Source organism: Halomonas sp. SpR8, from assembly GCF_031010195.1.
Classification (GTDB): Bacteria; Pseudomonadota; Gammaproteobacteria; order Pseudomonadales; family Halomonadaceae; genus Vreelandella.
The window spans coordinates 219,261-230,994 of sequence record NZ_JAUAMC010000002.1 but is presented as its reverse complement, the minus strand read 5'-3'; the positions used below and the strand labels follow the sequence as shown (position 1 = coordinate 230,994).

14 protein-coding genes are annotated in these 11,734 nt (G+C 56.3%); 6 read left to right on the top strand and 8 right to left on the bottom strand.

The genetic code is table 11. From position 1 onward, the window contains the following. Nucleotides 1-84: 84 nt before the first annotated feature. The 3 genes from QT230_RS04420 to QT230_RS04410 are packed head-to-tail and all read right to left on the bottom strand — an operon-like array spanning nucleotide 85 to nucleotide 1,991. Complete coding sequence (locus QT230_RS04420; protein ID WP_308320367.1) at nucleotides 85-1,185, bottom strand: alkene reductase; 1,101 nt, start codon at nucleotides 1,183-1,185, stop codon at nucleotides 85-87. A gap of 10 nt (nucleotides 1,186-1,195) precedes the next feature. Further along, a complete protein-coding gene (locus QT230_RS04415) occupies nucleotides 1,196-1,348 on the bottom strand; it encodes a hypothetical protein (protein ID WP_308320366.1) in 153 nt (50 codons plus the stop codon). A 13-nt stretch (nucleotides 1,349-1,361) separates the two neighbouring features. Continuing rightward, complete coding sequence (locus QT230_RS04410) at nucleotides 1,362-1,991, bottom strand: NAD(P)-binding domain-containing protein (RefSeq protein ID WP_308320365.1); 630 nt, start codon at nucleotides 1,989-1,991, stop codon at nucleotides 1,362-1,364. A 264-nt stretch (nucleotides 1,992-2,255) separates the two neighbouring features. Here QT230_RS04410 and QT230_RS04405 point away from each other — a divergent pair, with 264 nt between their 5' ends. Beyond that, nucleotides 2,256-2,615 (top strand): helix-turn-helix domain-containing protein, encoded by a 360-nt coding sequence (locus QT230_RS04405; protein WP_308320364.1) that lies wholly within the window; start codon nucleotides 2,256-2,258, stop codon nucleotides 2,613-2,615. Next, nucleotides 2,549-3,010, top strand: coding sequence for an AraC family transcriptional regulator (locus tag QT230_RS04400; RefSeq protein WP_308320363.1), 462 nt, complete (start codon nucleotides 2,549-2,551; stop codon nucleotides 3,008-3,010). Before QT230_RS04405 ends, QT230_RS04400 begins: the two co-directional genes overlap by 67 nt. A gap of 150 nt (nucleotides 3,011-3,160) precedes the next feature. Here the strand turns inward: QT230_RS04400 and QT230_RS04395 are convergent, their stop codons facing one another. Continuing rightward, on the bottom strand, nucleotides 3,161-3,559 hold the full coding sequence (locus QT230_RS04395; protein ID WP_308320362.1) for a RidA family protein: 399 nt from the start codon (nucleotides 3,557-3,559) through the stop codon (nucleotides 3,161-3,163). 141 nt (nucleotides 3,560-3,700) lie between these two features. On the opposite strand from QT230_RS04395, the gene QT230_RS04390 reads away from it, so the two are divergent. After that, nucleotides 3,701-4,624, top strand: coding sequence for a LysR substrate-binding domain-containing protein (locus QT230_RS04390; RefSeq protein ID WP_308320361.1), 924 nt, complete (start codon nucleotides 3,701-3,703; stop codon nucleotides 4,622-4,624). Here the strand turns inward: QT230_RS04390 and QT230_RS04385 are convergent. The 3 genes from QT230_RS04385 to QT230_RS04375 all read right to left on the bottom strand — a co-directional run bounded on the left by QT230_RS04385 (nucleotide 4,602) and on the right by QT230_RS04375 (nucleotide 7,857). Then, a complete protein-coding gene (locus tag QT230_RS04385) occupies nucleotides 4,602-6,689 on the bottom strand; it encodes an FUSC family protein (protein ID WP_308320360.1) in 2,088 nt (695 codons plus the stop codon). The two genes, QT230_RS04390 and QT230_RS04385, sit on opposite strands and share 23 nt — an antisense overlap. A 3-nt stretch (nucleotides 6,690-6,692) precedes the next feature. Next, nucleotides 6,693-7,577 (bottom strand): HlyD family secretion protein, encoded by an 885-nt coding sequence (locus QT230_RS04380; protein WP_308320359.1) that lies wholly within the window; start codon nucleotides 7,575-7,577, stop codon nucleotides 6,693-6,695. Nucleotides 7,578-7,638: 61 nt separating this feature from the next. Continuing rightward, nucleotides 7,639-7,857, bottom strand: coding sequence for a DUF1656 domain-containing protein (locus QT230_RS04375; protein ID WP_308320358.1), 219 nt, complete (start codon nucleotides 7,855-7,857; stop codon nucleotides 7,639-7,641). Between the two features lie 247 nt (nucleotides 7,858-8,104). Between QT230_RS04375 and QT230_RS04370 the strand changes: the two genes are divergently transcribed. The 3 genes from QT230_RS04370 to QT230_RS04360 all read left to right on the top strand — a co-directional run bounded on the left by QT230_RS04370 (nucleotide 8,105) and on the right by QT230_RS04360 (nucleotide 10,445). Continuing rightward, entirely contained in the window at nucleotides 8,105-8,554 is a 450-nt protein-coding gene (locus QT230_RS04370) for an Rrf2 family transcriptional regulator (RefSeq protein ID WP_308320357.1), read from the top strand. A gap of 149 nt (nucleotides 8,555-8,703) precedes the next feature. Then, a complete protein-coding gene (locus QT230_RS04365; protein WP_308320356.1) occupies nucleotides 8,704-9,597 on the top strand; it encodes an NAD(P)/FAD-dependent oxidoreductase in 894 nt (297 codons plus the stop codon). 110 nt (nucleotides 9,598-9,707) lie between these two features. Further along, on the top strand, nucleotides 9,708-10,445 hold the full coding sequence (locus tag QT230_RS04360; RefSeq protein WP_308320355.1) for a YoaK family protein: 738 nt from the start codon (nucleotides 9,708-9,710) through the stop codon (nucleotides 10,443-10,445). A 102-nt stretch (nucleotides 10,446-10,547) separates the two neighbouring features. Here QT230_RS04360 and QT230_RS04355 read toward each other — a convergent pair whose 3' ends face one another. After that, nucleotides 10,548-11,714 carry an MFS transporter gene (locus tag QT230_RS04355; protein ID WP_308320354.1) on the bottom strand — a complete coding sequence of 389 codons (1,167 nt, stop codon included), beginning with the start codon at nucleotides 11,712-11,714 and terminating at the stop codon, nucleotides 10,548-10,550. Nucleotides 11,715-11,734: the final 20 nt, after the last annotated feature.

Below are 11,734 nucleotides of genomic sequence, written 5' to 3'. Positions count from 1 at the left end.
GCTTATCGCCATCTTTCTCGGTTGTGTAATTTATGGCGGCCAACGCTAGGGCTTGCCGCGTCCAACCCATCGCCGAATCGACCATCACGTTTCACGTGGGTAATCCACATATCCGGCCGCGCCGCCGCCATACCAGGTTTCCCGTGAGGGCACGGGGGCGAGTGGGACACCACGCTGTAGTCGCTCGGCAAAGTCAGGGTTGGATAAATAGAGACTCCCAAACGCTGCTGCATCTGCGGCACCTGACGCAATCACCCCCTCAGCCCTAGCCTTGTCCAGCCCACCATTGGCAATGATGGGGCCATCGAAGAACGGGCGGAAATATCTGGCAGTTCCTTCGTTCAAAACCTCGACAGGCGTTCCAGTCAAATCTGTTGGCGACTCCTGGAGTTGGAGATAGGCGATCTTCAATGCGGCGACCCGTGTAATGAGGCGTTCATACGTCGGCAAAGTGGCAGGCGTGGGTTGTAGGTCTCCCAAGCCAACTGCTGGACTCAGCTTCAAACCGACTCTTCCCGGTTGCCATTCGGAGATCATGGCCTTCAGGATCTCTAGTGGAAAGCGAATCCGATTCTCGACACTTCCACCGTAACCATCATCACGAAGATTAAACTTGTCACTCAGGAATTGAGGAATCAGAAAGCCGACGGTTCCATGCAGTTCGACACCGTCGAACCCTGCCTGCTGAGCGAGGCGAGTCGCTTGGGCATAATCTTCAACGGTACGTGCGATGTCTCCGGCCGTCATCGCCCTTGGTGTGGTCGTTTGCTGAAAGCCGCCGACAAACACCTGGTGATTCAGGTTCACTGCCGAGGGCGCCAACGGCTGCGCACCGCCGAGCAGGGCCGAATGCGAAGCTGCGCCGCAATGCCCGAGTTGCACGAAAATACGGCCACCGGCCTCGTGAACCGCCTCTGTCACCGGTTTCCAGCCCTCCACTTGTTTGTTGGTGAAAAGGCCTGGCACATCGGCTGCACCGATGGCCTCGCGGCTCGGCCACGTTCCTTCGCTGAGAATTAGCCCGGCTGACGCCCGTTGCTTGTAATACTCGACCTGCAGCGGGGTCGGGATCAGTTCGGGATTACTGGTTCGTGCCCGTGACATCGACGCCATGATGACGCGGTTTCGCAGTTCAACGTCGCCGAGTTTGATCGACTTGAACAATTCGCTGTCATAGGTATCCATTGGATTTTCCTCAGAATTTCAGGATGATGTTGCCGGTCTTGCTCGGTGCCGTCACGGCGGTGATCGCCTGTTCGAAGGTCGCATCTTCAACCTTGAGTACTTCGTTGGGATCGCCGTAGCAATATTGGATGATTTGCTGGCCTGTGCGGCTTTGCGTGTCCATATTCATGCTCCTGCTATCGTTCGCCGTTGAAGGCGGGGAAGGAGCGCGGTGCCGGCCAAGGCAGGAAAAAGTCATGGCCAGCAAGCGTCGAGCCCACCGCCTGCATTCGTCCGCCTTTGCGCAGGGTTCCCAGGTCGATTGAGGCAAAACCGAAACTCTCGAAGAGATCTGCGACTTCAGTCTTCGCCGCACTGTCATCGCCCGCGACAAACACTACTCGACGAAAGCCGTCAGAGATGGGCTCCAGCGCGAAGTTAGCCATGAAGAGCGAGTTCATCGCCTTGACGACATGCGCCCCAGGCGCGAGTGCCGCGACCGTCTCGCTGGAGCTTCCGTCATCGAAGTCGACGAGCCCGTTTTCCCCGAATCCATTGGTGGCATCGATCAATATCTGTCCATGCCATGTGGGAAGTGACCGCAGGGCCGCATCGACTTCCGGCCAGGGCACCGCGAGCAAAACCACGGGATTCTCGGCCACTTTCGCAGGCGTGGCTGCGGTTGCCGACGGCCCGAGGCCTTCAACCAGTGCGGCCAGGTTGTCTGGGCCGCGACGACTGCTGAGGATGACGGTATGACCGGCTCCGATCGCTTTATGGGCGAACGCCTGAGCCACTTGGCCCGCGCCGATGATGCCAATGTTCATGTTTTTACCTCTCATGGTTAGCCCCGCCAACGAGGATGTGATGTGCCTAGCGATGATCCCCCGAGTTGAAGAACTCGAACAGAAGCTGGATGGTCTCGTCTGAAACGTCATAGCTCGGACGTGGACTAGAAAGAGATCTAGATGGCGCACTTGTGGTGGTCTGAAACTGGTTCATTGTTGCTCTCCCTTTGTTGACGTAAGCACTGTAGGGCGAGCAATATACTTAATACAAGTATGCACCTTTTGGTAAGTAGGGAGATCGAAATGAAAACAGCCAATATTATTCCGCCGTTTACGTGTGGTCTGGACGCCACGCTTCGCGTAATAGGAGGTAAGTGGAAGCCGCTAATCCTCTTTTTCCTGCATGATGGATCAAAGCGTTACGGTGAGCTTAAGCGTTGCGTTCAAGGTGTGAGCGACAAAATGCTTATCCAGCAACTCAAAGAGCTGGAGTCGGATGGTGTTGTGATAAGAACCGATCATAAGGAGATTCCGCCGCGTGTGGACTATGCTCTGACACCAAGCGGTCGGAGTCTCGCCCGCACCCTGGCCCCGCTATGCGAATGGGGAACAGAGAATTCGGATATGATCGCTTCGGCGCTTTCTCGGCGGGGTGGAAAGTGATTGCAGATCAGGTCAGGTTGATGTGTCATCTGGAGCGTGGATTTTCTCCACGTGACGCCCACTCCGCGCGCTGGCACTTCACGATGGCTTGGTGTTTTAGCATAAAGTTGGCCGCAGAAGCGGGCATGAGCCTTAGCTCATTTCACAAGCACTTCAAGCACATGACGTCACTCACGCCGGGCCAATACCAACAGCGGTTACGTTTGATCGATGCGCGCCGCTTGATGTTTGACGAAGGTTTTACCGCGAGCAATGCGGCCTTCGAGGTGGGGTACGAAAGTGTCTCTCAGTTCACTCGGGAATACGGACGGCTTTTTCAGGCGTCGCCGAAACGCGATGCCCTGCACTTTCAGAAAACCATCAAAGCCGCCAGCAGAAGCGCCGCGATGTCGTAACGACTGGGCGCTTGAGCTAAGGCAATCGTTAGCGTGAGCTGCTTATTAAGTCACTTCATCCCTATCGGCAGATAGCGCTATCTCCTTATACACTTCGAGCGACTCAAGCCGCTCCTTTAGTGCATGACGAATGGAGTCATAGGCACACGCTTATTTGAGGGATGGGAGCCTGGCAATAACCTTGATTTCAAAATCGAACCCCGCCAGCCATGTCACGCCGACCGCCGTCCAGTTGGGGTAGGGTTTTTCCGGGAACGCCCGCGCCTTGGCTTCCATGACCGCGGTGAACTGGGCTTCCGGGTCGGTGTGGAAGCTTGTCACATCAACAATATCCTCAAAGCTGGCACCCGCCGCCTTCAGAACACTCTGCAGGTTGTCGAAAGCGAGCTGTACCTGGGCGGCGAACTCCGGCTCGGGCGAGCCGTCTTCACGGCTGCCGACCTGGCCCGACACGAACAGTAGGTCGCCGGAGCGAACGGCAGCAGAATAGGCGTTCTGCTCATAAAGTGCCTGGCGGCCCGATGGGAAAACCACGTCACGCTTAGCCATATGTATCTCCATCAGTAAGTCAAAATTGACCTGTTAGTTACGATGACGTCACTTTAGGCTTGCATTTGTGGTGGATAAACAGCGAATTCTGTTTAACATTGTTTGTAGTTTTCAAATAATCATGAGGTGCTTGGCACAGTCATGGATCGTTTTAACGCAATGCAGGCCTTTGCTCGGGTTGTGGAGACGGGCAGCTTTACCAAGGCCGCTGAAACACTTCACATGAGCAAGACCAGCGTGACGCAACTCGTGCAGCAGCTGGAGGCACGGCTGCGTGTAACGCTGCTCAACCGAACCACACGCAAGGTTAATGTCACGGCGGACGGCGCCGCCTACTACGAGCGCGTCATCAAGCTGCTGGCCGATATGGATGATGCCGAAACCAGCCTGTCCAACGCTTCTGCGTTGCCTCGCGGTCGACTAAGAGTGGACGTACCCAGCCCTTTTGCTCGCATGATCCTGATTCCCGCCTTGCCTGCGTTCCACGCTCAATATCCTGATATTCAAATCGATATGGGCGTCAGTGATCGCATGGTGGATTTAATCGGTGAAAGCGTGGACTGCGTGGTGCGCGGCGGGGAACTTACCGATTTATCGTTGGTGGCACGTCGCATAGGTGATCTGAGTCTTGGTGTTTACGCCGCACCGAGCTATTTGGAAAAGGCAGGTGTCCCTTCGCACCCGCAAGCGCTGTCACTTCCCCCTCACTACATCGTCGGTTTCAGATGGGCGCGCTCGGGCTTGGCTTTTCCCTACGCCCTGCACCGCAACGAAGAGCGTGTCAGCGTGCAGGGGCGCTATGTGATCTCGGTCGACGATGGGAATGCCGGGCTTGCAGCGGGCTTGGCCGGTCTTGGCGTAATTTGGCTACCGGATTACATGGCCAGGGAGCATGTATCGCGCGGCGAACTGGTGCGCTTGTTTGAGGATTGGCACCTGGAACCGATGCCAATGTACATCGCCTTTCCACCGAATCGACACGTCAGCGCCAAGCTGCGTGTGTTTATCGATTGGGTCGTGGAGTTGATGGCGCAGCATGCGCCTATCGTTGATCGGCGGGCATAGTCGCACTTTTGGAGGAGCGAGTGGTTGCGAAAGGAGGCGTCGGCTGTTCCGCCATAATGTGTCCCAGGCGCTCCAGGGCCAGTTCGAGCCGCTCAATCAAGCCCTCCAGCAGGACGCGACGGTCTGCGGGTACATCGCCGTAAGCCTCTATCGCCCCTTCCAACTGCTTACCTGCTTCACGAATACCTTGTGGCTGGCGCCCGTTGGCGCTCTCTTCAAACCCGCTCGCCAGCGTGCGTAGCAGGTGTTGTTGTGCCCCACGGATGTTGGGGTGCGGAGCGTCATCCAGGCGGTCGCGCAAGCGCAGCGTAGCGGTGCCCACATCCAGCCCGGTTAGGCCAAGAATAAACAGGTGACGTTGCTCTTCGGGCAGCATGTCGTCGTGTTGGGCCAAGTGTAGTAGGCGATCCGCCATATGGCCGCTGAAGCGGGTTTCGGCATCGCGAATTGAGCGACGCGTTAGCTCATGAATATCCGTCGAAATGGCGTTGATTAACCGCCGCCGTCTAAGGCGCGTACCTAGTCCTGGCAACAGACGAAAGCCCATGACGACGCAGCTAAGTCCAATCACCACGGCCACTACTCGGTTGGCGAAACTATCGAACGAGAAATCCATGCCGTTGCCGGGCATAGTCAGCAGAATATTGAAAATCGTAAACGCCAGACAGTAACCCATCGTGGCCGGGTTAGTGGCACCCAATAATCCCAAAAACAGCGGCGTACCGAAAATAAGTGCCAGCAGGGGAAAGCCATTGGCTTGGGAAAGCAGCACATGACCAAATAGAAAGGCGCTGGGAATCGCCGCCAGCATGCCTTTGTAGAACATCATGGTGATCGCTATCGGATTATCACGACTGGCGAAGAAGGCGGAAAACAGCGTGCCGAGCATCATCGCAATCATGGCGCTCTGCCAGGCGGTGACAATCCAGAAAGTGGCCAGCAGCGAGAACACCAGCCCCGAGCGTATAGCGTTGATACTGGCGGCGAGGTGGTCGCGATGCCAGGCCAGCGGCGATGAGCGCAGTTGATGGCTAGCGGGCGAGGCAATCGCCTCGCGGGCGTCAAGCATAATCATGGCGTGACCGAGCGACTCACGCAGCCCCAAGCGCAGGCGTCGGTCGAGCGGAGCCAAGCTGTTTTCATCATCGCTTTCAAGAACCTGATGGCGTAACGTTTGAAGCGCTTTTCTGGCGTCCGCCACGCCTTTGACGTGTTCGGCATCGCGAAAGCCTTGGGCGACCTGACCCGCGAGCTCGATACTTTGTGGCGAGAGCCGGTCGGCGTGGTCGTGCATCAACTGATGAAGCGCCTGAAGAGTGGCGAAAAAGCGCAGCGTGCGGCGCGTTAATACGTGGGTGGCGCGCACCCGGCCAGGACCTACCGGGCCTTCAAAGCGGGCGGCTTGGCTATCGGTTTCTAGCAGGGTTAACGGCCCAAGGCTATCGCGCAGAGCTTTCTGCATCGCGGGAATATCGTTACTGGCTTCCAAGCGCAGGGCGGCATGTTCAAAAGCCTCGTTAATCACGCTGTCGGCCTGAGTCGCTAGGTGTGTGCCCACATGGGTTGGCCAGAGCAGCGAACTAACCAGCATGGCACACACCGCACCCAACCCCAGTTCCGTCAGGCGCGCCACGGCGATATCGAAAATCCCGGCGGGCGTACTGCCGCTGGAAATCACCACGATCAGCATCGCGGTGACGGCGGCCATCAGGCAGCCGTAGGTGTAGTTGTTGCGCCACAGTGAACCGACATAGGTGCACAGCATAATCCAGCCGGTTAGCACAATAAGCGCGGGAACACGGGCCTGGGCGAACAGCGCCATTATCGCGATGCCCGCCACGGCACCAATAAAGGTGCCGACAAGTTGGCAAATGCCTTTCTCCACCACCATACCGCTCATCGGGCGGATCTGCAGAAAGGCCGCTGACATCAGCGCCCAATAGGGGCGCTCCACGTCAAACCAGAGCGCAACATAGAGAGCGAGCATCATCGCCAGGGTGGTCTTGATGGCAAATTTGACCGCCGTGGCGTTGGGCGTCAGGTAGGTGCTAATAAACGGTGACATAGGTCATTCAGGCTGTTCGGCAGGGTTTTCGACTGGGCGAACACGCACGGTCGCCGTCATGCCGACGCTGAGCAGCGTTTCATCAGGAACCTCATCGAGTGAAATACGAACCGGTATGCGCTGGGCCAAGCGCACCCAGTTAAAGGTGGGCGCCACCTGGGGCAGCAACTGCTGGTTGAGGGTTGTATTACTGTCGGCGATGCCCCGGCCAATGCCCGTGACACTGCCCTCCAAGTGAGTGTCGCCATTCATCAGAATCACGTCCACTGGGTCGCCAACCTTGATTGAGCCCATTTTGGTCTCTTCAAAGTAGCCCACCACGTAGTAGGAGTTGTCGGCGATCACCGCCATCACCGGCGTACCGCGATTAACGTAATTACCTGTGGTTAGCTGCACGTTAAGCACATGGCCGCTAACAGGCGCGGTTAACTGGGTGCGCGCAAGGTCTAGCTGGGCGCTGGCTAGCTCCGCCTGAGACTGCTGTAAATCGGCGGCGGCGATGCGTGAATTAATCTGGGCGATCTGCTGGTTCTCGGCGCTAATCGCACGACTGTTGCTCAACTGGTTACGTCGGCTCTCTTCGGCACGGTTTAGTTCTAACGTTGCCTGACGGTGTTCAACCGTGGCCTGGGCACTGTCGACCGCCGCTTGGTAGCGAGTATCGTCGATCGCAAACAGCGTATCGCCCTGGGTAACATAGTCGGTATCGGCCACCTCAAGCGTGCGTACCCAGCCGGAGACATCCGGGGCAATGGTAACGACTTCAGCGTGGACTCGAGCGTCGCGGGTCCAGGGGGTGTAAAGGTAGTAGCGCCATAGCCATGCGCCGGCAGCAATAGCGATAGCGACAATAATTAATGTGAGCACAATACGAAGCGAAGGGCGCATCAGCGATTCTCTCAAGGGCTATTTCAAAGGGCTGTCTCAAAGGGCTATCTCAAGGGCTATCTCAAGGGCTTTGAAGCAACACGGTAAAAATGAAGGTAGTGGCCGCAGTAAAGATGACAAATAGTGAGATGTCGAACCATGCCTCGTACCAGAGCGCGTATTCGCCAGCTACCCAGTGCAGCAGCGAGCGAATAGCCAGCGTAGCAATAAAGCCAATGAGCGCGTAGATCAGCAGCGGGCTTAAGTAGATGCCGCCAACAGCGATTTCTTGAAGACCCATAACAACCTTAAGTGGACTAGAAGGACGAAAATTTAACCCCAGCCGAGTACAAATCTGCCGATAGTATAGTGAGAATAAACCTAGATTGCCTTTAAAGGCGAACGAGGTGTCGTCACCTATGGGATTTGGCTGACGGGTTTCGTGCTTAGCCCAGTGGTGGATGTGTTAAGGTGCCTATCGTCGATTTTCCTTTGTTTTCGCTGAATAGTTGATCACTGCCCTTGAGAACAGCCCATGAGAACAGCCCTTGAGAACAGATAGCCGCCTCTCTCGCATGCTGCATGTGCTGCTGCACATTGCGCGAGAATCCCAGCCGATTACCTCCGAGCAGATTGGTGCCATGCTAGGCACCAACGCTGCCGTCGTGCGGCGGACCATGGCGGGGCTGCGCAAGGCGGGTTATGTAAAATCTGAAAAGGGTCACAACGGCGGCTGGCGCATTGCCTGCGACTTGCACAATGTAACGCTGCTGGATATCCATAACGCCGTGGGCGGGCCACGTATTTTTGCTATCGGCACCGACCGTGATAACCCGGACTGCGCGGTAGAGCAGGTGGTTAATGCAACGCTATTCGATGCCATGCGCGAAGCGGAAGCGCTGCTCATCGACCGCCTGGGAGCGGTCACGCTGGCAGAGCTTGCCGAACAGTTTGATGATATTGCCACGCGCAAAGGCTACCAGCTGCCGACGCCTTAACGCTCTACTGCCTGCCTGATTCACTCCCACCCTCGTTGTTAATATTGTCATTGACCGCTGTGTGCCTTTTAATGTATCAATAAAAGATACATGATATTGGTGTATTCACTCTCGGCTTGTAAAAGCTGGGCGCAATCGGAGGCAGGGTAATGAATTTTGATGCAGTGATTATCGGTGGCAGCTACGCAGGCATGGCAGCAGGATTACAGCTCGCCCGTGCGCGGCGGAAGATAGTGCTGGTCGATGTTGGACAGCCCCGCAACCGCTTTGCCGCTCACTCCCACGGGTTTTTAACTCAGGATGGCACGCCGCCCGCGGAGATAGCGGCAGAGGCCCGTAGCCAGCTGATGGAGTACCCAACGGTTGAGTGGCGCACGGGGCAAGTGGCGGCGATAACCGGGCAGGCGGATAACTTTTCTGTCGCACTGGCTGATGGCGGCTCATACCAAGCACGACGCATTATTCTAGCTGCGGGGGTTACCGATGAGCTGCCAGGGTTGCCGGGGCTCGCCGAGTTATGGGGCAAACACGTTTTCCATTGCCCGTACTGCCACGGCTATGAACTGGGCAAAGAGGGCATCGGAGTGCTGGCCACCTCGGAGCTTGCGATGCACCACGGATTGATGCTGCCCGACTGGGGCGCGACGACGCTGTTTCTAAATGATGCCTTTGCACCCAATGCCGAACAGCTGGCGCAGTTTAAGGCGCGCGGCACCCAGGTAGAATATGGCGCAGCGGCACGTCTTAATGAGCAGGCTGAGGGTGTTGAGCTAGTAATGCAGGATGATCGTGTGTTTTCACTGGTGGGTTTGTTCGTCGCGCCACGCATTCACCTTAGCCCGCTGATAGCGCAATTGGGCTGCGAGCTTGAGGAGTCTCCCATGGGGAGTATCGTCAAAACCGATGCAATGCAGACCACGTCAATCCCCGGCGTGTTCGCCTGCGGCGATATAGCGCGAGCGGCGGGCTCGGTCACCTTTGCCGTTGCCGACGGCGCTATGGCGGGGCTTGCTGCGCATCGAACGCTGATGTTTGGTATTTAATACTTGAATTAGGATATTAGTATGTCAGCCTAAACTCAATTAGTAAAAATAGAACTATGCTTTAGTATTAGTGTCGTACTTGCCGACTCTTAGATTGCCGGAGAAGGCGCTTGTTGATCAAAAAGAAGAAAGCTCGATCTCATACCGAGGATCGTTGCCTGGCACTGGTGCTCGCGACAGCTGCCGGTATTCTCAATGCCATGGCGTTGGGGGCCTTTGGGTTTCTGCCTTCCCATATGAGCGGCAATGCCTCACAGATATCGTCCGAAGTGGCCAATTCCAATACCTATGGCTTGTTGTTTCTGGCAGCTCTGCTCTTGGCATTCGTGCTTGGCAGCACGCTCGCACGCGTTGCCGTGGTTGTGGGGCAAAAGCTCAGAACCATCTTCTGCCTGATTCTCTTGGCGGAAGGCGTGGCATTGACTGCAGTATCGGTGTTTGAACTACTGTTTTACTCAGCGCGCTTCAACGAGGAGGTGCTGATAGCATTGGGCTTCTTGATGGGAGTACATAACGCGACGTCAACGCAACTCTCAAACGGTCGGGTGAGATCGACTCACGTGACCGGCACTCTAACGGATGCTGGCATCGCGTTAGGTTCGTTCTTATCATCACTGGTGGCACGTGGTGAGGCGACCGACCGCCGTTCTTGCCGAAAGCAACTGTATACGCATTTGACGACGATTTTTTCATTCCTGACCGGGTGTATTGTCGGATTAGTGCTGTTCAATTTGTTTGGTTTCAAGGCGATGCTGGCGCTGGGGGCTGTTTTGATCATTGTTCCCTTAAGCGCGATTGTTATCACCGTGCGAACGGCAAGTAAGTGGATGGACGCCAGAAAAGCCTAACGGATAGTGACGTCCCTTCGTCGGTTGCACGGTTACGATTGGCTAAATTGGCGTGTTAAGCCTGCTATGCATCCGAGTGCTCTCCGTTAATCACCTGCGGCATTAATATTGGGTTTTTACCACAAGCGCCAGCTGTACGAATGCCCCCAATGCGGCGATCGTCCCTGCGCCCACCGCTAATATCGAAACGGGCAGATGGAAGGCAAGCAAAATGCCGCCACTCGCCGCGCCTATCGCACTGCCCAAGTAGAGCGCTGATTCATTGAGCGCGACGGCTAAATTGCCGTCGCCATGGGCTTGGCGGGTACGAACGAGTTCGTTGTTTTGTGGCACTTGCAGCGCCCAGCCCACGGCTCCCCAAAGCGCAATCGGCAGTAACGTCATCAGTGGATGAACGAATGCCGATAAAGGTAGGGCGATCAGCGCGATAAAGAGCAGCAGCATAATCGCCAAAGTAATTACCGGGCCGTTAAATTTGTCGATCAATGGGCCAATCAGAAAGCTGCCTACGACACCGCCAATCCCCCACACCCATAAATAACCGGTGATCGACTGAACAGCGCCCGATTCGGTGGCCGCCATAAACGGAGCGATAAAGGTATACATCCCTAAGCTGGCAATGGCTGCCAACAAGGAAACCGTCAGAATGCCCATGGCGTGAGGGCTTTTCAAAATCGCCAGTTTGCGGACAAGTGACAGCATGGGGGCGGGTGGAAGCGCAGGCAGTTTCAGCTGTAGCCCCGCGCAGGCGATGAAGCCGAGTACTGCGATAAGCCACATCGCTGACGCCCAACCTAAACGCTCGGCCAATAACAGGCTAATCGGCACACCCAACACTGTGCCACTCGCCATGCCGCCCATGATGATCGCAATCGCTTGACCACGCTGCGCTTCAGGCGAAATGGCGGCTGCGGCGGCAATGCCCATGGCAAGATAAACCCCCGCGCCCACGCCCGCGATAGCTCGCCATATAGCAAGGGGTAGAAAACTGGTGGCCAGCGCGCTGGCGATGTTAGCCACGATAAAAACGGCTAACGCCACCAGTAAGCCCAAGCGCTGATGATGGCCGGGCAGTAGTGCCACGACGACGGGCGAGCCTAAGCCATAGGCTAAGGTAAACGCCGTGACTAACTGGGCAGCCTTGGCAGCAGAGACGCTAAAAGCGTCGCCGATAAGTGGAATAAGCCCAGCGGTTACATAAGAGGCCATCCCCAGCGCAAATGCCCCCAAAGCTATTAAATAAACCGATAAACGAGGTTGGTCAGCCATCACGCTCTCCATGTCAGATA

Bases quoted from the DNA above. Each gene is read 5' to 3' on its own strand.
- QT230_RS04420 (WP_308320367.1), bottom strand. From the start codon at position 1,185: ATGGATACCTATGACAGCGAATTGTTCAAGTCGATCAAACTCGGCGAC.
- QT230_RS04415 (WP_308320366.1), bottom strand. From the start codon at position 1,348: ATGGACACGCAAAGCCGCACAGGCCAGCAAATCATCCAATATTGCTAC.
- QT230_RS04410 (WP_308320365.1), bottom strand. From the start codon at position 1,991: ATGAACATTGGCATCATCGGCGCGGGCCAAGTGGCTCAGGCGTTCGCC.
- QT230_RS04405 (WP_308320364.1), top strand. From the start codon at position 2,256: ATGAAAACAGCCAATATTATTCCGCCGTTTACGTGTGGTCTGGACGCC.
- QT230_RS04400 (WP_308320363.1), top strand. From the start codon at position 2,549: ATGCGAATGGGGAACAGAGAATTCGGATATGATCGCTTCGGCGCTTTC.
- QT230_RS04395 (WP_308320362.1), bottom strand. From the start codon at position 3,559: ATGGCTAAGCGTGACGTGGTTTTCCCATCGGGCCGCCAGGCACTTTAT.
- QT230_RS04390 (WP_308320361.1), top strand. From the start codon at position 3,701: ATGGATCGTTTTAACGCAATGCAGGCCTTTGCTCGGGTTGTGGAGACG.
- QT230_RS04385 (WP_308320360.1), bottom strand. From the start codon at position 6,689: ATGTCACCGTTTATTAGCACCTACCTGACGCCCAACGCCACGGCGGTC.
- QT230_RS04380 (WP_308320359.1), bottom strand. From the start codon at position 7,577: ATGCGCCCTTCGCTTCGTATTGTGCTCACATTAATTATTGTCGCTATC.
- QT230_RS04375 (WP_308320358.1), bottom strand. From the start codon at position 7,857: ATGGGTCTTCAAGAAATCGCTGTTGGCGGCATCTACTTAAGCCCGCTG.
- QT230_RS04365 (WP_308320356.1), top strand. From the start codon at position 8,704: ATGAATTTTGATGCAGTGATTATCGGTGGCAGCTACGCAGGCATGGCA.
- QT230_RS04355 (WP_308320354.1), bottom strand. From the start codon at position 11,714: ATGGCTGACCAACCTCGTTTATCGGTTTATTTAATAGCTTTGGGGGCA.